The sequence below is a fragment of the Stenotrophomonas sp. HMWF023 genome (genome assembly GCF_003060985.1).
Classification (GTDB): domain Bacteria; phylum Pseudomonadota; class Gammaproteobacteria; order Xanthomonadales; family Xanthomonadaceae; genus Stenotrophomonas; species Stenotrophomonas lactitubi.
This window is the reverse complement of record NZ_QAIJ01000092.1, coordinates 36,656-57,495: the sequence shown is the minus strand read 5'-3', so window position 1 is coordinate 57,495 and position 20,840 is coordinate 36,656. Positions and strand designations below refer to the sequence as shown.

At 67.3% G+C, this 20,840-nt stretch carries 22 protein-coding genes; 9 read left to right on the top strand and 13 right to left on the bottom strand.

Annotated elements, in window-relative coordinates; genetic code table 11:
* Window positions 1–24: 24 nt before the first annotated feature.
* The gene (locus DBR20_RS04525) at window positions 25–456 is read left to right on the top strand and encodes a pyridoxamine 5'-phosphate oxidase family protein (protein WP_108265339.1); all 432 of its coding nucleotides are present in this window, start codon (window positions 25–27) and stop codon (window positions 454–456) included.
* Between the two features lie 41 nt (window positions 457–497).
* Here DBR20_RS04525 and DBR20_RS04520 read toward each other — a convergent pair whose 3' ends face one another.
* Together DBR20_RS04520 and DBR20_RS04515 are read right to left on the bottom strand one after the other, a co-directional pair.
* Entirely contained in the window at window positions 498–1,883 is a 1,386-nt protein-coding gene (locus tag DBR20_RS04520) for a DUF2867 domain-containing protein (protein WP_108265338.1), read from the bottom strand.
* Window positions 1,884–1,894: 11 nt separating this feature from the next.
* On the bottom strand, window positions 1,895–2,206 hold the full coding sequence (locus DBR20_RS04515; RefSeq protein ID WP_025873922.1) for a metalloregulator ArsR/SmtB family transcription factor: 312 nt from the start codon (window positions 2,204–2,206) through the stop codon (window positions 1,895–1,897).
* Window positions 2,207–2,337: 131 nt separating this feature from the next.
* Between DBR20_RS04515 and DBR20_RS04510 the strand changes: the two genes are divergently transcribed.
* From DBR20_RS04510 to DBR20_RS04485, 6 genes are all read left to right on the top strand, one after another.
* Window positions 2,338–2,931: a hypothetical protein gene (locus tag DBR20_RS04510; protein ID WP_108265337.1), complete on the top strand. Its 594-nt coding sequence runs from the start codon at window positions 2,338–2,340 to the stop codon at window positions 2,929–2,931.
* Between the two features lie 186 nt (window positions 2,932–3,117).
* Window positions 3,118–3,585 carry a DUF2975 domain-containing protein gene (locus DBR20_RS04505; protein WP_108265367.1) on the top strand — a complete coding sequence of 156 codons (468 nt, stop codon included), beginning with the start codon at window positions 3,118–3,120 and terminating at the stop codon, window positions 3,583–3,585.
* 13 nt (window positions 3,586–3,598) lie between these two features.
* Window positions 3,599–3,823 carry a helix-turn-helix transcriptional regulator gene (locus DBR20_RS04500; RefSeq protein ID WP_100551815.1) on the top strand — a complete coding sequence of 75 codons (225 nt, stop codon included), beginning with the start codon at window positions 3,599–3,601 and terminating at the stop codon, window positions 3,821–3,823.
* A 62-nt stretch (window positions 3,824–3,885) separates the two neighbouring features.
* Window positions 3,886–5,424, top strand: a complete 1,539-nt coding sequence (locus DBR20_RS04495; protein WP_108265336.1) for a TerC family protein — start codon at window positions 3,886–3,888, stop codon at window positions 5,422–5,424.
* A gap of 82 nt (window positions 5,425–5,506) precedes the next feature.
* Entirely contained in the window at window positions 5,507–6,643 is a 1,137-nt protein-coding gene (locus tag DBR20_RS04490) for a metallophosphoesterase (protein ID WP_108265366.1), read from the top strand.
* 181 nt (window positions 6,644–6,824) lie between these two features.
* On the top strand, window positions 6,825–8,099 hold the full coding sequence (locus tag DBR20_RS04485) for an MFS transporter (RefSeq protein ID WP_108265335.1): 1,275 nt from the start codon (window positions 6,825–6,827) through the stop codon (window positions 8,097–8,099).
* Window positions 8,100–8,103: 4 nt separating this feature from the next.
* On the opposite strand, the gene DBR20_RS04480 is transcribed toward DBR20_RS04485, so the two are convergent.
* Window positions 8,104–9,051 carry a nucleoside hydrolase gene (locus tag DBR20_RS04480; protein WP_108265334.1) on the bottom strand — a complete coding sequence of 316 codons (948 nt, stop codon included), beginning with the start codon at window positions 9,049–9,051 and terminating at the stop codon, window positions 8,104–8,106.
* A gap of 246 nt (window positions 9,052–9,297) precedes the next feature.
* On the opposite strand from DBR20_RS04480, the gene DBR20_RS04475 reads away from it, so the two are divergent.
* Both DBR20_RS04475 and DBR20_RS04470 read left to right on the top strand, forming a co-directional pair.
* Window positions 9,298–9,669, top strand: a complete 372-nt coding sequence (locus DBR20_RS04475; RefSeq protein WP_100463822.1) for a hypothetical protein — start codon at window positions 9,298–9,300, stop codon at window positions 9,667–9,669.
* A gap of 25 nt (window positions 9,670–9,694) precedes the next feature.
* Entirely contained in the window at window positions 9,695–10,033 is a 339-nt protein-coding gene (locus DBR20_RS04470) for a hypothetical protein (RefSeq protein ID WP_108265333.1), read from the top strand.
* Between the two features lie 92 nt (window positions 10,034–10,125).
* On the opposite strand, the gene DBR20_RS04465 is transcribed toward DBR20_RS04470, so the two are convergent.
* The 10 genes from DBR20_RS04465 to DBR20_RS04420 all read right to left on the bottom strand — a co-directional run.
* Window positions 10,126–10,845 carry a GntR family transcriptional regulator gene (locus tag DBR20_RS04465; RefSeq protein ID WP_099819348.1) on the bottom strand — a complete coding sequence of 240 codons (720 nt, stop codon included), beginning with the start codon at window positions 10,843–10,845 and terminating at the stop codon, window positions 10,126–10,128.
* Between the two features lie 104 nt (window positions 10,846–10,949).
* Window positions 10,950–12,317 (bottom strand): SLC13 family permease, encoded by a 1,368-nt coding sequence (locus tag DBR20_RS04460; protein WP_108265332.1) that lies wholly within the window; start codon window positions 12,315–12,317, stop codon window positions 10,950–10,952.
* A gap of 117 nt (window positions 12,318–12,434) precedes the next feature.
* Window positions 12,435–13,355 carry a malonate decarboxylase subunit epsilon gene (mdcH, locus tag DBR20_RS04455; RefSeq protein WP_108265331.1) on the bottom strand — a complete coding sequence of 307 codons (921 nt, stop codon included), beginning with the start codon at window positions 13,353–13,355 and terminating at the stop codon, window positions 12,435–12,437.
* A complete protein-coding gene (gene mdcB, locus DBR20_RS04450) occupies window positions 13,352–14,209 on the bottom strand; it encodes a triphosphoribosyl-dephospho-CoA synthase MdcB (protein WP_108265330.1) in 858 nt (285 codons plus the stop codon). The genes mdcH and mdcB overlap by 4 nt, the downstream gene beginning before the upstream one ends.
* Window positions 14,206–14,856, bottom strand: a complete 651-nt coding sequence (gene mdcG, locus DBR20_RS04445) for a malonate decarboxylase holo-[acyl-carrier-protein] synthase (RefSeq protein WP_108265329.1) — start codon at window positions 14,854–14,856, stop codon at window positions 14,206–14,208. The genes mdcB and mdcG overlap by 4 nt, the downstream gene beginning before the upstream one ends.
* Window positions 14,849–15,553, bottom strand: coding sequence for a biotin-independent malonate decarboxylase subunit gamma (mdcE, locus tag DBR20_RS04440; RefSeq protein ID WP_108265365.1), 705 nt, complete (start codon window positions 15,551–15,553; stop codon window positions 14,849–14,851). Before mdcE ends, mdcG begins: the two co-directional genes overlap by 8 nt.
* A gap of 2 nt (window positions 15,554–15,555) precedes the next feature.
* Window positions 15,556–16,464, bottom strand: a complete 909-nt coding sequence (locus DBR20_RS04435; RefSeq protein WP_108265328.1) for a biotin-independent malonate decarboxylase subunit beta — start codon at window positions 16,462–16,464, stop codon at window positions 15,556–15,558.
* Window positions 16,461–16,781: a malonate decarboxylase acyl carrier protein gene (mdcC, locus tag DBR20_RS04430; RefSeq protein WP_108265327.1), complete on the bottom strand. Its 321-nt coding sequence runs from the start codon at window positions 16,779–16,781 to the stop codon at window positions 16,461–16,463. The genes DBR20_RS04435 and mdcC overlap by 4 nt, the downstream gene beginning before the upstream one ends.
* A gap of 10 nt (window positions 16,782–16,791) precedes the next feature.
* Window positions 16,792–18,435, bottom strand: coding sequence for a malonate decarboxylase subunit alpha (gene mdcA / locus DBR20_RS04425; protein WP_108265326.1), 1,644 nt, complete (start codon window positions 18,433–18,435; stop codon window positions 16,792–16,794).
* A 283-nt stretch (window positions 18,436–18,718) separates the two neighbouring features.
* Window positions 18,719–20,840 (bottom strand): TonB-dependent siderophore receptor (locus DBR20_RS04420; RefSeq protein ID WP_108265364.1); only part of this gene is annotated, 2,122 nt, incomplete at its 5' end.

Here is a 20,840-nt window from a genome sequence, read left to right as displayed (position 1 = left end):
GCCCACCTGTTGAAGGAACTGCGCATGACCACGCTCACCCTGCCCGAACTGGCCAAGAAGATGGCCGGCATCGATTTCACCATGCTGCAGACCCATGCCGGTGGCCAGATCGCTGGCCGGCCGATGAGCAACAACGGCGATGTGGACTACGACGGCGACAGCTGGTTCTTCACCATGGAAGAGACCGACATGGTGCGCGAGATCAGCACCGACCCGAACGTGGCGCTGAGTCTTACCGGCAGCAAGTCGCTGCTGGGCAAGCCGCCGCTGTTCGTGCACGTGCAGGGCAGGGCAGCGTTGGTCCGCGATCGCGGCACGATGGCCCAGCACTGGGTGAAGGACCTGGAGCGGTGGTTCGAGCAGGGCGTGGAAACACCGGGGCTGGTGCTGATCCACGTGCACGCCAGCCGCATCCACTACTGGGATGGCGAGGACGAGGGCGAAATCGTGGTCTGATCGCGGGGGCCGCACAGGGACCCGTGCCTTGCATCCATGGGTCAGGAGTGCGCAGGCTCGCCGGACCATGCTGCCAGTTCCGGCGCCAGCGCATGTTCCACTGCGCGGCGCAGCAGGGCCGGGGCCACGTAATGCCGATGCGCGCTGTCGATCATCGCCATGTAGAAGCGACCGAACGCATTGAGCGTCTGCACGCGCGAGCCCAGGCTGATTTCGACCTGTCCGTCCTCGCCGAACTGCACGCGTACGCTGCTGCGGAAGCGCAGATGACGGTCATCGGCACCGAGCAGCACTTCGGCACACCGGTCTTCCGCATCCACCTGCGCATCCAGTACCGGGAAACGTCCACCGAAGACGCGGCTGCGGTCGCTGGACAGCAGTGACGACACCGGGCAACCCAGCGGGGAGGTGCGCAGACGCAGCGGCGCAACCAGGCGATTGCGCAGGGCCATCAAGCGGCCGACGCCGGCTGGTGGGTTGCGCAGGAATCCGTCCAGGACGTCGGCCAGCAGGGCGGAGGCGGAGCGATGGCCGGTCTGCCCGCCGTGCAGCGCCAGCGTGGTCGTGTCGTTGTAGTGACTGTGCGGCAGTGCGCTGGCGAGCATCCCCTGCGTCGGCGCTGCGCTGCTGCAGACCGGGTACGCCGGCGTCGCCCGTTCCACGAATCCGCGCAGTGGCTCCAGGCTGAAGCGGCGCAGCGGCCCGAGCAGCGTGCGCGTCTGCGCGCACAGGCGCGCTCGCAGGCTGGGTGCTGCCGCCTGCAGTGACAACTGCAGCAACGGTGTGGCCGCCAGCGTGGTTGCGGTGGGCCAATGCGCGGCAGGCAGCACGTCGGTCAGGCTGGGAATGTCTGCGGCATTGGCCTGTGCCTGTTCGCGTGCCTGCTCGCTCATTGCCCCGGCCAGCTCATTGCTGTGGCACGAAAGCGCGAACAGCGCAGGGTGTGCCGGACTGTTCGAGGCGAACTGGTGCCAGGTGCCGCCGCCAAAGCGCACGGTGAACAGGCAATCCGGTGGGATGCGGACACGACGCAGTGACCGCAGGAAGTGTGCGGGATCGTCCGCCAGCTGCCCATCGGATGCGCTGGCAAACCGTAGTTCGGCACCCGCACTGCCGGCGATGGCGGTGAACATGCGCGGCCCGGCATGGCGATGGAAGGGATGGCCGCCGGCACCCACCACGAAGCTGTACAGCGATGACGCATCGCCGTGCTGCAGGTGCATGCCACCCAGCCGCGCCGAGGGCTCGTCCAGTGCATCGATGAAGGCCGGATGGTGGCGCTGGCGCTGGCTGGCATCGCTCACCAGCGCATCGCCGGCACCGATGCCGAGCTGCGCGATCAAGGTGACTTCCACTGGGCCACCGCCATCCTGCGCCGGAAGCTGGATACTCGGGAACGAACGGCTGGTGCGGGTCGAACCGGGCATCGCAGTGCTCCTCAGCGGGCAGGTGTCTTGCGGCGTGCGCGCGCTTCGCGCTTCAGCGGGCCACCGACCGGACAGACTTCGGCGGCCCAGGAAAACAACGTGTTGGCCAAGCGGTCGGGCACCTGCCGGAAGTACACGAACTGGCCGCGCTTCTCGCGTTCGATCAGGCCGGCGTCTTCCAGGATGCGCAGATGGCTGGACAGTGCCGGCTTGCTGAAATCGAAGCGCTCGGCCAGCTCGCCCGCGCTGAGCTCGCCGGCGCTGAGGTAGGCCAGGATCTGCCGGCGTGCGGTGGAGGCCAGGGCTTCGAAGATGCGGTCCATGGGGTCAGTTAACTAATTCGTTAACTGATATTCCCCCTGGGGCCGGATACTGTCAAGCGCGGGCGTGCCCGTTGCGTTCTGCCACCCGGCTTTGCCATCCTCCCCGCTGTTTTCCGTTCCGTGGAGTTGCGATGCGCCCTGCGCCCTGGCTGATGGCTGGCCTGCTGCTGCCGATCGTGGTGATGGCCCAGCCCGCGCGTGCGCCGAAGGCACCGGCGCAGGATCCCTTCAGCGAACTGTTCGACACCGCGTGCATGCAGCACATCGGTGCGCCAGCGCGGCTGCAGTCGCTGATGGATGCCAACGACCTGACCCCGCTGCAGCCGGCCGAGGCGGCCACGCTGCTGCAGGGCCAGGCGGGCATGGCGTGGATGGTGCCGTTGGCCAGTGGCCGCTATGCGGTCAGCTGGGCCGACGATGGCACCTGTACCGTGTATGCCGAGAAGGCCGATCCGGCGGTGGTGCAGAAGGGCTTCGCGCGGCTGATGCAGGCCGCGCCGAAACCGCTGCAGATCCGCTCGCTGCCCTCGCGCGGTCCATTGTCCGGCGACCAGGTGGCGATCCAGTACGGCTGGGCAACGCCGGGTGAAAGCAAGCTGCGCGTGCGCTTCCGGCTGGTTACCCGGCAGGCCGCCGAAGCGGGGGTGCAGGCGATGGCCTCGGTCACGCCGGGCGAAGCGATGCGCGAACAGGCCGCGCCGCCTGCATCCGCCCCCGCCCGGTAACGCGGGCGGAGCAGAAGCGATTCAGCCAACAGCCTGCGGATGTGATATATCGTTTATCGATAAATTCACCCCGGGGCGGCAGGGCCGCTCCACATCGGAGGCTGCTTGACCGTTCGTCCTGCCCGCGCCCTTCCTGCGCGCGGCTTGTTCACCCTGGCCCAGACCGCCGTGCAGGCAGTGCGCGCAATGTGCTGGCTGGGCATCCTGGCCGCGCTGCTGGCGGTGCCGCTGGTGGCCTACGACCGCAGCTGGCTGCTGGACAGCGTGCATGACGCGCAGGCGGCGGCGGTGCACGGTTCGCATCTGTTCCTGCATTTCTGCGTGGGCCTTGCCGCCATCGTCGCGCTGCTGGTGCTGTGCCTGGTATTCCTGCGCCACCTGGCGAGGCTGCTGCGGTCTGCGGCCAACGAACGCCCCTTCACCCATGCCAATGCCGTGCGCCTGCAACGCATGGCCTGGCTGATGCTCGCGATGGAGGTGCTGTCCATCCTGATCGGCCTCTACGCCAGCTGGATGGGGCCGGACTTCGCCTGGATGGAGGTGGGCGGTGGCATGTCGATCACCGGCCTGGTCGCGGTGCTGATGCTGTTCGTGCTCGCGCGCGTGTTCACCGTCGGCGCAGCGATGCGCGACGATCTGGACAGCGTGATTTGATGAGCATGACCTGATGGCGATCATCATCACCCTCGACCGCATGCTGCAGCAACGTGGCATGACCTTGTCCGAGCTGGCCGGGCGCATCGACATCACCCTGGCCAACCTGTCGATCCTGAAGACCGGCAAGGCACGTGCGATCCGCTTTTCCACGCTCGATGCGATCTGCCGCGAACTGCAATGCAGCCCCGGCGACCTGCTCGGGCATGACCCCACGCAGGCGCAGGATGCGGATTGACCTTCGCCCCGCCGCACACCTGCACTGCACCACTTTCCCCTTACTGACGAAACGGACCTGAAATGGAATGGTTGGCTGACCCCTCGATATGGATGGGCCTTGCAACCCTGGTCGTGCTGGAGATCGTTCTCGGCATCGACAACCTGGTGTTCATCGCGATCCTGGCCGACAAGCTGCCGCCGCACCAGCGCGACCGCGCGCGGGTGATCGGCCTGGCATTGGCGCTGCTGATGCGGCTGGTGCTGCTGGCGGCGCTGGCCTGGATCATGAAACTGACCGAACCGCTGGTCACCCTGTTCGAGCACAGCTTCTCCGGGCGTGATCTGATCCTGCTGGGCGGCGGCCTGTTCCTGCTGTTCAAGGGCACGATGGAACTGCACGAGCGGCTGGAAGGCCGTGAGCATCATGAAGATGGCAAGAAGGTCTACGCCAGCTTCGCAATGGTGGTGGCGCAGATCGTGGTGCTCGATGCGGTGTTCTCGCTGGACTCGGTGATCACCGCCGTCGGCATGGTCGACAACCTCGGCGTGATGTATGCGGCGGTGACCATCGCGATGGTGCTGATGCTGCTGGCCAGCAAGCCGCTGACCCGCTTCGTCAACAAGCACCCGACCGTGGTGGTGCTGTGCCTGGGCTTCCTGCTGATGATCGGTTTCAGCCTGGTGGCCGAGGGCCTGGGCTACAAGATCCCGAAGGGGTACCTGTACGCGGCCATCGCGTTCTCGATCCTGGTGGAAGCGTTCAACCAGTGGATACGTTTCAACCGCGAGCGCAACGAGCAGCGCCAGCCGTTCCGCCAGCGTACCGCCGATGCAGTGCTGCGCCTGCTGGGCGCGCGCCAGGCCAATGGCCACGATGAGGAAGAAGCCGATGAGCGCGGCAGCACCGAGGAACGCCTGCAGCCGGCCGAGCACGAGATGATCCGCAGCGTGCTGGGCCTGGCTGACCGCCCGGTGTCCAGCGTGATGACCGTGCGTGCCGACGTGCAGTGGATCGACATGGCGCGCGGTGACGACGACGTGGTCGCCCGCCTGGTGGCGTCGCCGCATACGCGGATGCTGGTGGGCGACGGTGACCTGGACAGCCTGCGTGGCGTGGTGCAGAGCCGCGACCTGCTGGCCGACCTGCTGCAGGGCAAGCCACTGCAACTGGAAGGCAACCTGCGCGAGCCGCAGTACGTGCTGTCCAGCGCCAGTGCATTGCAGGCCCTGGAGCTGATCCGCCAGCACCCGGTGCCGCTGGCGGTGGCGGTGGACGAGTACGGCAGCGTGGAAGGCCTGGTGACTGCCAACGACCTGCTGGCGGCCATCGCCGGTGACCTGGCCGATACCCAGGACGAGCGCTATGGCGTGGTCGCGCAGGGCGAGGACTGCTGGGACGCCGACGGCGCGCTGACCCTGGACGACCTGCAGCGGCTGGCCGGCGTGTCACTGCCGCGCAGTGCGGACTACATGACCATCTCCGGGCTGGTGCTGGAACAGCTGGGGCGCCTGCCCGACATCGGCGACACGCTGGAGGTGGCCGGTATCCGCATCACCGTGCTGGCGATGGAGAAGCGCCGCATCACACGATTGCGAGTGGAGCGCTTGCCGGAGGCGTGACGACGGCAGGGCCGAGCCCATGCTCGGCTCTATCCATTGCCATCTTCTGCCGTCACCATGGTGGGCCTGTTTGCCGTTCTGGATTGTCGTAGTGCTGAGTACGATTGGTTTTCTGATGGGCCTGTATGTGGCCTGGCGCCTGTTCTGGCCACTGCGCCTGCCCGTCTGGTTGAAGGTGGTGCTGTCCGTGCTGCTGGTGGGCATTGCCGTGCAGCTGCGCATCGTTGCCAGCTTCTGGGGCACGATGGCCTCGCCGGAAATTCCGAAGATGGCCATCGCCACGCTGGCCACCGGCTCCACCGCGGTGCTGCTGCTGGCCCTGGCGCTGCTGGTGCTGGACGCCGGACTTTTGATTGCGCGCCTGTTGCGCGCACCGCGTGCCCTCTCTGCACTGCGCAGCAGGGCGCTACGCCCGTCGGCGGCGGTGCTGGCGCTGCTGCTCAGCGGCTTCGGTGTCAGCCAAGGCATGGCCGTACCCCAGCCGCGGCATATCGAGGTGGCGATCGACGGCCTGCCGCAGGCCTTCGATGGCTACCGCGTGCTGCAGCTCACCGACATCCATGCCAGCCGCCTGCTCACCGGCGACTGGGTGCGCCAGGTCGTGGGTGAAAGCAATGCACTGTCGCCCGATCTGGTGGTGATCACCGGCGACCTGATCGACGGCAGCGTGCAGGCGCGCCGCAACGATTACACGCCGCTGGCTGACCTGCGTGCGCCGGACGGGGTGATCGCCATCACCGGCAACCACGAGTACTACGCGCAGTACAGCGAATGGATGCAGGCGTTCCGCGCGCTGCACATGCAGGTGCTGGAAAACAGCCACACCCAGGTGCGCCGTGGTGATGCCGCGCTGACCATCGCCGGGGTGACCGACCCGGTGGCCTCGCGCTATGGCCTGCCACTGCCCGACCTGGACGCCGCGCTGGCCGGTACCGATCCTGCCGCGCCGGTGATCCTGCTCGACCATCGGCCACGCAATGCGCGCGAAGCGGCTGCACGCGGGGTGAAGCTGCAGCTTTCCGGGCACACCCATGGCGGCCAGATCATCGGCATGGACCAGCTGGTGAAGCGTGCCAACGGCGGCTTCGTTTCCGGCCGCTATGCGGTGGATGGCATGACGCTGTACGTGAGCAACGGCGCCGGCCTGTGGGCCGGGTTCCCGGCGCGCATCGGCGTGCCGTCGGAGATCACGTTGATCACCCTGCGCCGGGCGCCGTGACAGAGCGGGGTCGGATCCCTTTGCGAATGGCAAAGGGCTCTGACCCCGTTTGCCACGGAGGGCGAGCATCCACGCATGGCGTGGATCTACTGCTTTCCTTCCGGGGCATCCACGCATGGCGTGGATCTACTGCATCGTCACTGCCGCCATGACACCCTTCGGCGATGAAGGAAAACACGCGATGACGGCGGGGCGGCAGCGCTCGATGTGGGTGGCCGGCCTGTCCACGGTGGTGGAGTGGTACGACTTCACCCTGTACCTGTACTTCGCCACGGTGCTGTCGCGGGTGTTCTTCGGCGGCGGCCAAGAGGCGATGCTGGTAACCCTGGCCGGCTTCGCGGTGTCCTACCTGATGCGTCCGCTGGGTGCGCTGTGCTTCGGCCACCTGGGCGACCGGCTCGGCCGGCGCTGGATGCTGCTGGCCTCGATGGCGCTGATGGCGGCGGCCATGCTGGCCACCGCGTTGCTGCCGACGGCGGCGACCGCTGGTGCGACTGCTGGCGTGCTGCTGTTGATCCTGCGCTGCGTGATGGCATTCTCGGTGGGCGGCGAATACACCGGCGTGGTTGCCTATCTGCTGGAAAGCGCACCGGCGCGACGACGTGGCCTGGTCACTTCGTTGGCCTCGGCGGCCAGTGAAGTGGGCGCGTTGCTGGCAGTGGCGATCTCCGCACTCACCGTGGCGCTGTTGCCTGCGCCGCAGCTGGACAGCTGGGGCTGGCGAATCCCGTTCTTCTTCGGCGCGGCGCTGGCACTGGTGATCCTGATCGCGCGTTCGGGCATGCACGAATCGCCGGAGTTCGAACGGCAGCGGCGCGAAGGCAGCATTCCGGCCACGCCGCTGCGGCACGTGCTGCGCAACCATCCTGGCGCGGTGGCACGCACGTTCGCGATTTCCGCACTGGGTTCCATCACCTACTACGTGGGCATCACCTATGTGCCGGCGTTCCTGCACGCGCAGGGACACGCTGAAGGCGATGCGCTGTGGCTGTCGACCATTGCAGCGGTGGCGGTGATCGCGATCACCCCGCTGTGTGGTGCGTTGTCCGATCGCTTCGGGCGGCGTCCGCTGCTGCTGGGGCTGACGGTACTGGCGGCGCTGCTGCCGCTGTCGATGTTCGGCTGGATGGCGTCTGCCGCGCCGCTGGGCATCGTGCTGGCAGCGGTGGTGCTGGCCTGCGTGGCCGGCGGCATCAGTGCCGTCGCCGCACCGGCCACGGCAGAACAGTTCCCGGGCGAGGGCCGGGTCAGTGGACTGGCGTTGGGGGTGACCATGGCCACCGCGGTGTTTGGCGGGGCAACGCCGTGGCTGGCGCAATGGTGGGTGGAACGCAGTGGCTGGGCAGCGGCGCCGGGGGCGATGATCGCGCTGGTGGCGGTGCTGGTGCTGCCGGTGCTGTGGACGCTGCCGGAGACCGCGCCGAAGACCCGCCCCGTGTCCCGGGGCGGGCAGTGAGCGCTTAGACCTTCAGGGTCTGCTCGATGTCGGCCAGCACTGCGGCTGCATCAACGCCAATGGCAATCGACTGCAGCACGTGGCCATCCCACACGCTGGGGCCGAAGCCCATGCCTTCCGGCTTGGGAATGGTCATGCCACGGGCGACGCCGTCGGTGGCCACGCGCACGCTGGCGCGCTCGAACTGGAACAGCTCCGGGCGGGTCAGGGCGATGCAGGCGCAGCAGTCGTGCACGACCATGCCCTTGTGGCCGGCCTGCAGATAGAAGTCGACGTAGTCCTGCGACAGCGCGCGCACCAGTTCGGCATCGGCGCCACCGATGGCGGCCAGTTTGTCCAGGCCGTCACGGTCCATTTCTACGCGGGTGGTCACGTCCAGGCCGATGGCGGTCACCGGCCAATTGGCGGTGAACACGATGTCAGCCGCTTCGGCGTCGCCCCAGATGTTGGCCTCGGCCGCCGGGGTGATGTTGCCGTTGACGTGGAACGCGCCGCCCATCAGCACCACGCCACGCACCAGGCCGGCGATGTCCGGTGCCTGCTGCAGGGCCAGCGCCAGGTTGGTCATGCGGCCGACCGCCACCAGGGTCACTTCGCCCGGATGGGCGCGGACCAGGTCGATGATCAGCTGGTGGGCCGGGCGGCTGTCGGTGGCCACATCCAGGGCCTCCGGCACCGGGTGGTTGCCCAGACCGTTGTAGCCATGGATGTGCACCGGCCAGGCTTCCGGGGTGGCTTCAGGCTGCAGCGGGCCTTCAGCGCCGCGCGCGACCGGCGCGGACAGGCCCCAGGCCTGCTTCAGGTACAGCGCATTGTGGGTGGTCGATTCCACCGAGGCATTGCCGAAGGTGGTGGTGACCCCGATCAGGTCGATCTGCGGATGCTTGTGCAGGTACAGCAGCGCCAGCGCGTCGTCGACGCCCGGGTCGGTATCGAAAATGACTTTCAACATGTTGTTGTTCTTCTTCTTCCGTGTGGTGCAGGGGGGCCGGCGGCCCCCGAGGGCAGGCCGGCGCGCCCTACATTGTCCCATCTTCATGACAGGCAGGGCGAACCGGCGGCGGTGGTATCGTCTGCGGGCCCAAGGACGGAGAGAGAGCCGATGACGTTACGACCGCTGTTGCTTGTCGGGGGGCTGGCGTTGGGGTATCTGGCTGGAGCATCGCCGGCATCGGCAACGTCCGTGGCGCCCAGACCAATGCAGGCGCTGGTGGCAGAGGCCGAGGAAATCGTTGTAGCCAAGGTGCTGGCGGTGGAGATGGTCGACGGTGCTGGCCGGCCAGTGACCGACGTCAAGGCGCTCACCGGGCCGGGTCTGGACAACCAGATCCATCTGGTGCTTCAGGTCAATGAGGTCATGCGACCGGAGAACGGGGGGCTGCCCGGGACTCTGCGGGTGCCCTTGTGGAGCATGTGGCACGATTCGCTGGCGGCGGCCCGCGATCGCGAAATGGGGCGGGAATGGATCTTCCTGCTCAAGCGTGATCGTCACCAACCCGTATACCCGATCGATTTCCAGTGGCCGCTGCAGGAACGCGGCCGGATCCAAGCGCTGATGGCGTCACCCTGAAGATCCCAATGCAAGGAGCTGCGCCATGTTGGCTGTGACCCTCGTCCTGATTGCCCTGGTGCTGGGGCTGAACCTGGTGGCCAGCTTCGTGGTGCTGGGGCGCGACGACCTTCCGGTCAGCAGCCGCGCCGGGCAGCTGCTGGTGGTGTGGCTGCTGCCGCTGGTCGGCGCGATCGTGTGCATGGCGATGGCCACCGCCGATGGCTCACCCGCACGGGGCGATGGCAATGGCAGTGGGCCCGCCGATTTCTCCGGCGGCTATTCCGGAGACAGCAACAGCCACCACAGCTACAGCAGCTCGGACTGCGGCAGCGGCGACAGCGGTGGAGGCGGTGACGGCGGCAGTTGCGGCGGCGGCGATTGAGGAGACGTTCCAGGTTGCCGGCCAGCGGCCGGCACTACCGTGACCTGGCCTCGCCGGGGTAGTGCCGGCCGCTGGCCGGCAACCCCATGAACTCAGCTTCCGCCTTCGGTCGGCAACGGCGCAGGCACGTTCAACAATCCGCCGCTGGCCACATACGCGGCCAAGGCCTGGCCCTGGCTGAGCAGGTGGCGTTCCATCGTGCGTTCGGCGGCCGCGGCATCGCGCTGGCGGAAGCACTCCATCAGTTCGCGGTGTTCGGCCAGCGACTGCGCCGTGCGCCCCGGGGCCAGCAGCTGGCGGCCGCGATGCATCTTCAGGATGCGGTGCAGGTCGTGGGTGATACGGATCAGCCACGGGTTGCCGGCATAATGCTGCACCGTTTCGTGGATGAGGTAGTTGTTGCGGTAGTACTCGGCGATGTTGCCGTCTGCGGCGGCCGTTTCCATCGCCGCGTGCAGTTCTTCCAGCTGCTGCACGCCGGCGTCGTCGATGTGCTTGACCGCTTCATGCGCACAGCGGCCTTCCAGCATCGCCATCACCGGGAACAGCTGGTTGAGGTCTTCCAGCGTCAATCGGGTGACCCGCGCACCGCGACCCGCATCGATCTGCACCAGGCCTTCGGCGGCGAGCAGCTTCAGCGCTTCACGCAGCGGCGTGCGGCTGATGCCCAGTTCCTCGCACAGCGCCGGCTCGTCGATCCACTCGCCCGGGGGCAGGCGGTAGTCGTAGATCCGCTCGCGCACGTGTTCGGCCACCTCTTCATACAGAGGGGCGCGCTTCTTCGGAGTACGCGGAGCGGGGGCGATGGCCATGCACAAAGTGTAACGCCAGGTAGTGCCGGCCGCTGGCCGGCAACCCGTGATCGTTGGACGGATCCACGAGGTTGCCGGCCAGCGACCGGCACTACCGCAGGCATTTACATCCAGCCCGGCACCACGAACACCAGCCAGGCCAGCAGCGGGCCGAATGCCACCACCAGGCCGCTGTAGACCAGGAAGCGGCGGAACAGCGTTTCGCGTTCTTCCTTCGCGGCAGAGGCCACCACCAGTGCGCCGTTGGTCGAGAACGGGCTGACATCGACGATGGTGGAGGACACGGCCAGCGCGCAGATCACGCCAGCGGCACTGATATGGCCCTGCATCAGGAACGGCACCGCCAGCGGAATGGTGGCGCCCAGCACCGCTGCCGACGAGGCGAACGCGGAGACGATGCCACCCACGTAGCAGACCAGCAGCGCACCCAGCAGCGGGATACCGATGCTGGAGACGCCGTGGCCGATGAAGTCCACGGCACCGGCATGTTCCAGCACGCCGATGTAGGTGACCACGCCGCAGATCAGCAGCACGGTGGACCAGCTGATGCCATCCACCGCACCCTTCTGGCTCTGCGGCGACAGCAGTGCCAGCACCACCGCAACGGTGATCGAGACCAGGCCGACGTTGAGGTTGTAGATCAGTGCGGCAACGCCCAGGCCGAGCAGGCCGATCAGGGTGAACAGCCGCTCGCGGGTCAGCCCCACCGCATCCAGCGCCACCGGATCGTTGGACAGGGTGCCACCACCGGCCGCGACCAGCGCACCGTGGCCTTCAATGGCGAACTGCCGCGACGAGGCCTGCGGACCACCGGCCATCGCCAGTTCCGCCGTGCCGACCGTGCCCGCAGCAGTGATCGAACCGCGACGCAGCAGCGCGATGCCGCCGAAGGCGAAGAAACAGATCGTGGCCATCATGAAGTTGAAGCCGAGGCTGGTCAGGAACACCGCCATCTCGGTGACTTCCAGCCCGGCCTTCTGCACCACGCCATTGGTGATGCTGCCGTACACGCTGATCGGCGAGAAGCCACCCGCCTGCGCACCATGGATCACCAGCAGGCCCATCATCAGCGGATTGATGTTGTACTGCTTGGCAAAGCGAAGTGCGACCGGGCCGATGATCGCCACGGCCGCCGGGCCCAGCGCACCGAAGGCGGTCAGCACCGCGGTGATCACGAACATCACCCACGGAATGGCCACGATATGGCCGCGCACTGCTTTCACCGCCCAATGCACCAGCAGGTCGATGGTGCCGTTCTTCTGCGCGATGGCGAACAGGTAGGTGATGCCGACCAGGGTCAGGAACAGGTCGCCCGGGAAGCCGGCGAGGACTTCCTTGCCTCCCATGTCGACCCACAGCCCGCCGATGATGAAGGCCAGCGCGAAGGCGACGGCACCCATGTTGATCGGCATCGCGGTGGCGACGATGAACATGATCACCAGACCGATGATCGTTGCTATTTGTGGAGTCATGCGCCCTCCCAGACACCTGATTCGCGTACTGCACGGATGGAAGCCCGCCATCCCGGGGTATGGCCTGTTACGTACTGCGCGTTACGTACTGCTCAAACCCGCTACTGCTCAAACCCGTTACTGCAGCCGCTGCAGCGCGCTGCGGACCCACGCCACCGCGCCGTCCAGGCTCTGGAATTCCTCGATCGCGCGCACCTCGCAGCACGGATAGGCCGGGGCGATCATGCGTGCCAGCGCGTTGCCCGAGCCCAGCTGCAGGAACACCCGCGCGCCGCGCTCGAAGGCCTGACGCATCACCTGTGCCCATTCGATGGTCTGCGCCAGCTGCGCGGACAGCGTATGTACCGTCGTCGTGGTGTCGCGCACCGGCCGTGCATCGATGCCAGCCAACAGCGGCAGGCGAGGGGCATGCAGGGTGGTGGACTGCAGCGCCACCGCAAACGGTTCGACTGCCGCCGACAGCAGTGGCGTGTGCGCCGGCACATGCACCGGCAGCAGGCGTACCTCTGCGCCCTGCGCGTGCGCGGCAGCGGCCAGCGCCTGCAGGGCCGGCAACGTGCCGCCGACGATGAAATGATCTGCGCCGTTGGCAATGGCCACGTGTGCGCCATGGGTTTCGCACAGCGCCTGCACAGTCTGTCGATCCAGCCCCAGCACGGCCTGCATACCCGCACCGGCGGGGCTGGCAGCATCCATGAAGCGCGCGCGCTGGGCCGACAGCGAAAGGCAGATGGTGGCATCGAAACTACCGGCGATGGAGTGCGCCGCCAGTTCACCGATGCTGTATCCGGCCAGCACGATCGGGCTCGGCAGGGTGTCGCGCAGGACATGCCATTGCGCGATGGTGGCAGCGCACAGCAGCGGTTGCGCCTGTGCGTTGTCGAAGCGGTCGTCGGCGGCCGCGGCAGCGAACACGTCGCGTCCCAGCACGTCGCCCGCCGCGTCCAGTACCGCGCGTGCAGCGGCGATGCCACGCACGCGGTCGAACATCGCCGGATGCTGCGCACCTTGTCCGGGGCAGAGCAGGGCCAGGCTCATGCGCCCTCCTGTTGCAGCAGGAACCAAGCGCAGGCCAGCAGATCGGCACTGCCACCCGGGCTGAGCCGACGCATCACGAATGCATTGCCCATGGACTGCAGGCGCATGCGCCAGTCCGGCGCGAAGGCGCCACCCGAGGAAAGGAATGCGGTCGCTTGTTGCTGGGCCCAACGCAGGCCCTCGGCGCCACCACGGTGCAGCAGGTTCAGATCATCCACCTGTGCCACCAGCTGCATCAGCGTGTGGCACAGCGCGGCATCACGCGGCAGACCGCTGTCCAGCGCGTGGCGCAGGGTAGGCAGGGCCAGCTCGCGCAGCACCGGGTAACCGGCGGCGGCCTGTTCGCGTACCCCGCAGACGCCATGCCGTGCACGCGCGCGCTGTCCCGGGCTGTGCGGGTCCAGTGGCGCCGCGATGAGCGCGTCTTTCCACTGCTGGACCGCCAGACACACCTGTGCGCCGGATACGGCATGGTCATGCACGCGCCGGCACCCAGCCGCGGCAGCCACCAACAGGCCAAGGCTGAAGATCGCACCGCGATGGGTGTTGATGCCGGCGGTGGCGGCCAGCATGGCCGCTTCGGCGGCAATGCCGTGATCGCGCAGCACCGTGAAGGGGGCACCCGCGGCACCGGCCCTGGCCACCGCAGTGAAGTAGTGGCGCAGTGCGAACAGGCTGCGCAGGAAGGTGCTGGCATCCATGTCGTCATGGCTGCCACTGTTGAACGGGGTGACCAGGCCCGGTTTCGGGGCGCAGGCCAGCTCGGTGTGCAGGCTGGCAATGGCCAGCCGTCCCAGGCGTGCGCTGTCGACCGTCGCGCCGCATGCAGGCAACGGCTTGCGGGCGGCACTCATGCGATCGCCTCGCGCGTGGCGAACAGCGTATCGCGCGCTTCCAATGCGGCTCCGTCCAGGCGCTTCACCAGCACCTGCCGACTGCGGCCGGCAAGTTCGCGCCAGTTCACCGCGCCGCCATCGGGCAGGCACAGCTCGCCATCGAGACGATGCGGATGGCGGCTCTCCCATGCCAGCAACTGCGCGATCAGCGCCTCGGCCTGCGCGGCATCGGTCACCTGCCACAGCAGGTCGATGTCCGAACGCTCGTGAACGTAGGGCAGGGCAGTCAGCCATTGCCATGCGAAGGCGCCGAACACCCGGGCCGGGGCCAGTGCCTGCAGGTCGTGAAGTGATTCCTGCCATGCCTGCGGCACAACGGCGTCGCCTGCTGCCAGCAGCTCACTCAATGCCGGCGGTGCATGCATGCGAGCGACGTCGCGCAACGGCACGCGCAACGACAGGCGCTGCTTGCCCTCGGCCGGTGGCAATGGAACGCCCAGTCGCAGGCGCGGATCGGGATCATCCGCTGCACGACGCGCCACCACCGCAGGCAAGCCCTGCGCCAGCCATGCGGCAAGGCGCGGCTCGTGCGTGGGCACGTCGGCCCGCCAATCGGCATCGGCGGACAGCCAGACCAGCGTGTGCCGGGCAGGCCGCTCAGGCATTGCCCTGGCTCACCGCAGTGGCCACTTGCGCAGCCAATGTACGGCCACCGCGTTCGGCGCCCAGCGCGGCGCGATGGTCACCGTCGGCGGGCGCACGCAGCGCCTCCAGCAGATGACGCGCCAGGTCGCCATCCCACAGCGATTGCACTGCGCCCATCGCCACGTAGTTCTCCACGCCCGGCGCGAACACCGGCGAGGTCAGGCTCAGTGCCTGCAGTTTTTCCAGCGGCTGCTTGGTCACCCGTGCCATCGCGCGCAGGTCCATCACCCGCACCTGCGCATCGGGCAGGGCATGGATGTGGTCGGCCATCAACCCGAACGACAGGAAGCCGCCGCTGACCGATTCGCCATAGACCAGCGTGACCAGGCGCGCACCGCGGCGGCGGGCCAGTTCCAGGGTCTGTGCGAGGTGGGCGAAGTAGCCGTTGATGCCCAGCAGTTCATCGCGGCGCGCCAGCCGCTGGCCGGCGGTATCGACCAGCATCACGATGGGACGCTGCGGATGTGCAGCGGTGCTGGCCAGCACGGTATCGGCCAGCACCAGCGCGTGGTCCACACCGACTTCGATCCTGTCGGTGGTGCCGATCACCGTCACTTCACCGTCGTCGGTGGTCGCTGTGCCGGTCAGTACCGAATCGTTCACCGCGATCGCATGGCCACGCGGGAACAGTGCTTCCAGCAGCGAATTCAATGGCAGGCTCATGGCAGGCTCCGGTGCGCAGTCGCAGCGAGGAAGGCATCGGTTTCCAGCAGCGCCAGACGTTCCGGGTCGGCAATGCCCTGGCGTGCCCAGATCTGCAGGCCATCGTTGCAGTCGCCCCACGCCTGTACGCGCGCCTTCAACGCGGCGTGGCGTGCCTGCAGCGCGGCCAGTGCCGCGTCGGGGTCGGCACTGGTGGTGTCTGGCTGCAGCGCATCAGAGGCGGCCTTGGCGAATGCGCTGATCGCATCGGGCACCAGCACCTGCGCCTGGTCGATCAGGTAGCGGTGCTTGCCACCGGTCACCCGCCACACCAATGCGCGGTCGCGCGAATCGAATTCCTCCACGCCGCGCACGGTCTCGATCACTTCGGGGCCGGACAGCGACAGCCGTCCTTCTTCGGACATGATCACCGTACTGCAGCAGCGGGCGACGATGCCCATGCCGCCGAAGGCGCCGTTGCCACTGCCAATCAGTGCCACCACCGGTACCCCGGCCGCCCGCGCGCCGAGCGTGGCGCGCATGATTTCTGAAATGGCGATCAATCCCGCATTGGCTTCATGCAGGCGCACACCGCCGGTATCGAGCAGCAGCAGCACGCCATCGGGATGGGTGTCCGCCGCGCGGCGCAGCAGGCCGGTCAACTTGGCGCCATGCACCTCACCCACGCCGCCACCCATGAATTCGCCCTGCTGCGCGGCCACCAGCACGCGTTTGCCGCGCAGGAGACCCTCGCCGACGACGATGCCATCGTCGAAGGCGGCCGGTTGGTCGAGCTGCGCCAAGTGCGGACTGATCGCGCGTCGGGCAGGGCCGAGAAATTCGTGGAACGAACCTGCATCGAGCAGGCCGGCGATGCGCGCGCGCGCATCGGCTTCGTAGTAGCTGTTGCGCTGTGCGAGCGTCATGGCTGGCCTCCGGCACGCAGGGTCTCTACCGCCTGGTCCAGGCGCAGGCTGACCACGGCCGGTGTGGCGCCGGCATCGTTGATCGACACACGTACGTCGCGCAGGGGGTGACGCTGGGCGAAGTCGGCGATCACCGCCTGCCAGACCGTGCCGAAGCCACGCGCGGCGGTGATGATGCGCACCGTCATTGCACCGTCCAGGTCGGCCGGTTCCAGCAGGATTTCCAGGTTGCCCGAGGCCAGTACGCCCACCAGCACTGCATCGGTGGGGAAGTGCACAGGCGTCGTGCCGTCGAATCGATAGTCGAGGGTTTCCATCGCGAGCCCCTTACCAGTTGCGGAAGCGCTTGGGCGGGTCGTACAGACCGCCGGACCAGCGCACCAGGTCTTTCACCGAACGCGCGGCAAGAAGATCGCGGCTGGCATCGCGCACGTTGATGCCGAGATCGTCCGGGCGGCGGATCACTCCGCGGTCGCGCAGGTTTTCCACCATCGTGCGGTCCCGTCCCCTGCCGACGGCGGTGTAACCGGCCACGCCGCGGATCGCCTGCTCGCGTTCTTCCGGGCTGCGGCACAGCAGCAGGTTGGCGATGCCTTCCTCGGTCAGCACATGGCTGACGTCGTCGCCGTAGATCATCACCGGCGGCAGCGGCATGGCTGCGCGTTCGGCCAGCTCCCAGGCATCGAGGCGGTCGACGAAGGCCGGCGCCATGTGCTCGCGGAAGGTTTCCACCATCTGCACCACCAGCTTGCGCCCACGCGGCATCTCGCCCGGTCGCGCGGCCTGCTGGCCTGCCTTGATCCAGGCGTCGCTGGCATGGCGGCGGCCGCGTGCATCAGAACCCATGTTGGGTGCACCACCAAAGCCTGCGATACGGTCGCGCGTTGCGGTGGAGCTGTTGCCCTGCAGGTCGATCTGCAGGGTGGAGCCGATGAACATGTCGCAGGCATACAGTCCTGCAGTCTGCGAGAACGCACGGTTGGAGCGCATCGAACCGTCGGCGCCGGTGAAGAACACATCCCCGCGCGCGGCGATGTACTTCTCCATGCCCAGTTCCGAGCCGAACGAGTGCACCGATTTGACGAAGCCCGATTCGATGGCCGGAATCAACGCCGGGTGCGGATTGAGCGCCCAGTGCTGGCAGATCTTTCCCTTCAGCCCCAACGATTCGGCATAGGTCGGCAGCAGCAGTTCGATCGCCGCGGTATCGAAGCCGATGCCGTGGTTGAGCCGGTTCACCCCGTACTCGGCGTAGATACTCTTGATTGCCATCATCGCCATCAGCACCTGGATCTCGGAGATCTGCGCCGGGTCGCGGGTGAACAGCGGTTCGATGTGGTTCGGGCGCGGCGCCTGCACCACGAAGTTGACCCAGTCGGCGGGGATGTCGACGCGGGGGAGGGTATCGACGATCTCGTTGACCTGGGCGATGACGATGCCGCCACCGAATGCGGTGGCCTCGACGATCACCGGGGTGTCTTCGGTATTCGGGCCGGTGTAGAGATTGCCGTGGCGGTCGGCGGCCTGCGCTGCCACCAGTGCCACGCGCGGGGTGAGGTCGATGAAGTAGCGGCCGAACAGTTCCAGGTAGGTGTGGATGGCGCCGATCTGGATGCGCCCTTCGGCCACCAGGTTGGCCAGCCGTACCGACTGCGGCCCGGAGAAGGAGAAGTCCAGCCTGGAGGCGATGCCGCGCTCGAACACATCCAGGTGCGAGGGCAGCGACAGCACCGACTGCACCATGTGCAGGTCATGCACGCGTGCCGGGTCGAGGTCGGCCAGCGCCTGGGCGAGGAAGTCGGCCTGCTTCTGGTTGTTGCCTTCCAGGCAGACCTTGTCGCCCGGTTCCAGCAGCGCGTGCAGCAACTCGGCGACATCGCCGGCCGCCACCTCGTGGCCCCTGGCCCATGGCGCGGCGCGTTGCAGCCGCGCCTGGCGGCCCCGCTCCAGCGTGTCCCAGCTCGGGTTCATCGACGGACTTCCGAATGGCGTTGGAATAATTACGCCATAATTATGGAGGGATGTGCAACCCGCAGCGCAGCAAATCTGACGGCGCCGCGTATTCAGTAGATCCACGCCACGCGTGGATGCTCCTGCAAACGAAAGGGCCCGCGCAGAGGCGGGCCCATTCGGGTTTCATGTTCATCCACGCATGGCGTGGATCTACTGGCAAACAGTGATCCGCCATCCTACAGCGAGCCCGCAGTTGTTGTTGAGGTTGCCGGGCGCAGCCCAGCAATCTCTCGCAGCTACCTCAGAACTTCCAGCGCAGGCTGGCCGCCACGAAGCGCGGTTCGCCATAGTTGTTGTAGTCCAGGTTGGCCCAGTAGGTCTTGTCCAGCGCGTTGCGCACGCTCAGCGTCGCCGTCCAGTTGTCGTTGATGCGGTAGTTGGCGTTGAACTGCACCAGCGCATACGCGGGCTGGTTCACCGTCACCGAGGTGCCCACACCCACCGGGTATGGAATGTTGTAGCCCTGCACCTTGCTCTGCCACTGCACGCCACCGCCGATGCTCAGGCGCTCCAGTACGCCGCGCAGCTGCAGCTGGGTATTGAGCTGCAGCAGGTTTTCGGCCGGATTGGCGTACAGCAGATCGGTGGCCGCACGGGTCACCTTGACGTGGGTATAGCCAGCGTTGACCGTCCAGCCCGGCAGGATCTCGCCGTTGACGTCTACTTCCCAGCCGCGCGCCTTGGTGCCGTTGACACCGATGAAGGCCGAGCTGCCATCGCTGAGCGAACCTTCCGGCACGCCCATGTCACGCACTGCGTAGTTGTCCTGCTTGGCCTCGAAGATCGCCGCGTTGGCGGTCAAACGGCCGTCGAACCACTGCGTCTTCAGGCCCGCTTCCAGGTTGGAGCCCTGCACGGGAGCCAGCAGGTTCTCGTTGCGGTCCTTGTTGTTCTGCGGGTTGAAGATCTCGGTGTAGCTGGCATAAGCCGCCACATTCGGGGTGATGTCGTACACCAGGCCCACATACGGGGTGACTTCATCGCTCACCTTGTACGCGCCGCTGGTGGCGGTATAGGCGCCGGCGGCGTTGTAGGCGCGGGTCTGGGTCTGCCAGCGGCTCAGGCGTGCGCCGGCAATCAGCGCCAGCGGGTCGGCCAGGCGCAGGCGCGTGGCCAGGTAGAAACCGCTCTGCGTGGTCTTGGCCACGCGGCGTGCGCCGGTGAGGGTGTACGTCACTTCGGAGATGTCGCCATCCCAGGTGTGCACGTTGGGGATGTAGTAGCAGCGCTCACGGCCACACGTCGCCCAATCGCGCGGGTAGTTCAGCGCCAGGGTATTGGTGGTGCCTTCCAGGTCGGCCCACTGTGCGCCCACGGTCACGTCGTGCTCCTGGCCCCACAGGTTGAAGGTGCCGGTCAGGTAGGCGTCGACGTTGCGGCGGGTGTCTTCCGAATCGCCGGCGGCGGTGCGCAGGTAGATGCCCGCGCCGGTCGCCGGGTCGGGATTGCCGGTGCCGTACAGGCGCATGTTCTGCACGTTGCCGCGGGTGTAGGCGGTGTTGATCTTCAGCAGCCAGTTCTCACCGAAGCGCTGTTCCAGGTTGGCGAATACCGTGCTGGTCTCGCGCTGCCAGTAACTCCACTTCGGTGCCAGGTTGGTCGAGCGCGGCAGATGCGCGAAGTTGCCCTTGCTGTCGAAGAACGGCACGGTGCCCCAGGTCGAACCCACCGGGTTGTTGTCCTGGGTCTGGTAGCCGACGGTGACCGTGGTGCTGTCGGTCACATCGCCTTCCAGCACGGCCATGCCGGCCATCTTGTTCTCCTTGTAGCGGTCGTAATAGAAATCGCGGTCGGTGTAGGCGGCGACCACGCGGCTGCGGAAGCGGCCGTCGGCGGTCAGCGGCGCGGTCACGTCCGCCTCCATGCGGCGGTAGTCCCAGCTGCCGGCACTGACCGAGAACGAGGCGTCGAACTCCTTGCCCGGACGTTTGCGCAGCAGGTTCACCGTGGCCGACGGCACGCCCGCGCCGCTGAGCAGGCCGTTGGCGCCGCGGATCACTTCCACCCGGTCGTAGAAGGCGGTGTCGTATTCCTGGTTGGTCGAGCCGCTGTAGGTGGGGATGCCGTCCACCTGGAAATCGGTGATGGCAAAGCCACGCGCGTAGTACAGCGGGCGCTGGGTGTCATAGAAGGACACGCTGACGCCGGTGACATTGCGCATCACGTCGTTGAGGCTGAACAACGATTCGTCCTGCAGGCGCTGCAGGCCGATCACCGTGGACGACTGCGGCGTTTCCTGCAGTGTGATCGGCAGGCGGGTGGTGCTGGACGGCGGCGCGGACTGCTCGGCGCGCACGCTCACCCGGTCCAGGGTCTTGGCGTCGGCTGCATCGGCAGCGACATCGGCAAACGCCGACGGTGCA

Excerpts from the sequence above, each read along its gene's own strand:
- DBR20_RS04525 (WP_108265339.1), top strand. The coding sequence starts at position 25 with ATGACCACGCTCACCCTGCCCGAACTGGCCAAGAAGATGGCCGGCATC.
- DBR20_RS04520 (WP_108265338.1), bottom strand. The coding sequence starts at position 1,883 with ATGCCCGGTTCGACCCGCACCAGCCGTTCGTTCCCGAGTATCCAGCTT.
- DBR20_RS04515 (WP_025873922.1), bottom strand. The coding sequence starts at position 2,206 with ATGGACCGCATCTTCGAAGCCCTGGCCTCCACCGCACGCCGGCAGATC.
- DBR20_RS04510 (WP_108265337.1), top strand. The coding sequence starts at position 2,338 with ATGCGCCCTGCGCCCTGGCTGATGGCTGGCCTGCTGCTGCCGATCGTG.
- DBR20_RS04505 (WP_108265367.1), top strand. The coding sequence starts at position 3,118 with ATGTGCTGGCTGGGCATCCTGGCCGCGCTGCTGGCGGTGCCGCTGGTG.
- DBR20_RS04500 (WP_100551815.1), top strand. The coding sequence starts at position 3,599 with ATGGCGATCATCATCACCCTCGACCGCATGCTGCAGCAACGTGGCATG.
- DBR20_RS04495 (WP_108265336.1), top strand. The coding sequence starts at position 3,886 with ATGGAATGGTTGGCTGACCCCTCGATATGGATGGGCCTTGCAACCCTG.
- DBR20_RS04485 (WP_108265335.1), top strand. The coding sequence starts at position 6,825 with ATGACGGCGGGGCGGCAGCGCTCGATGTGGGTGGCCGGCCTGTCCACG.
- DBR20_RS04480 (WP_108265334.1), bottom strand. The coding sequence starts at position 9,051 with ATGTTGAAAGTCATTTTCGATACCGACCCGGGCGTCGACGACGCGCTG.
- DBR20_RS04475 (WP_100463822.1), top strand. The coding sequence starts at position 9,298 with ATGCAGGCGCTGGTGGCAGAGGCCGAGGAAATCGTTGTAGCCAAGGTG.
- DBR20_RS04470 (WP_108265333.1), top strand. The coding sequence starts at position 9,695 with ATGTTGGCTGTGACCCTCGTCCTGATTGCCCTGGTGCTGGGGCTGAAC.
- DBR20_RS04465 (WP_099819348.1), bottom strand. The coding sequence starts at position 10,845 with ATGGCCATCGCCCCCGCTCCGCGTACTCCGAAGAAGCGCGCCCCTCTG.
- DBR20_RS04460 (WP_108265332.1), bottom strand. The coding sequence starts at position 12,317 with ATGACTCCACAAATAGCAACGATCATCGGTCTGGTGATCATGTTCATC.
- mdcH (WP_108265331.1), bottom strand. The coding sequence starts at position 13,355 with ATGAGCCTGGCCCTGCTCTGCCCCGGACAAGGTGCGCAGCATCCGGCG.
- mdcB (WP_108265330.1), bottom strand. The coding sequence starts at position 14,209 with ATGAGTGCCGCCCGCAAGCCGTTGCCTGCATGCGGCGCGACGGTCGAC.
- mdcG (WP_108265329.1), bottom strand. The coding sequence starts at position 14,856 with ATGCCTGAGCGGCCTGCCCGGCACACGCTGGTCTGGCTGTCCGCCGAT.
- DBR20_RS04435 (WP_108265328.1), bottom strand. The coding sequence starts at position 16,464 with ATGACGCTCGCACAGCGCAACAGCTACTACGAAGCCGATGCGCGCGCG.
- mdcC (WP_108265327.1), bottom strand. The coding sequence starts at position 16,781 with ATGGAAACCCTCGACTATCGATTCGACGGCACGACGCCTGTGCACTTC.
- mdcA (WP_108265326.1), bottom strand. The coding sequence starts at position 18,435 with ATGAACCCGAGCTGGGACACGCTGGAGCGGGGCCGCCAGGCGCGGCTG.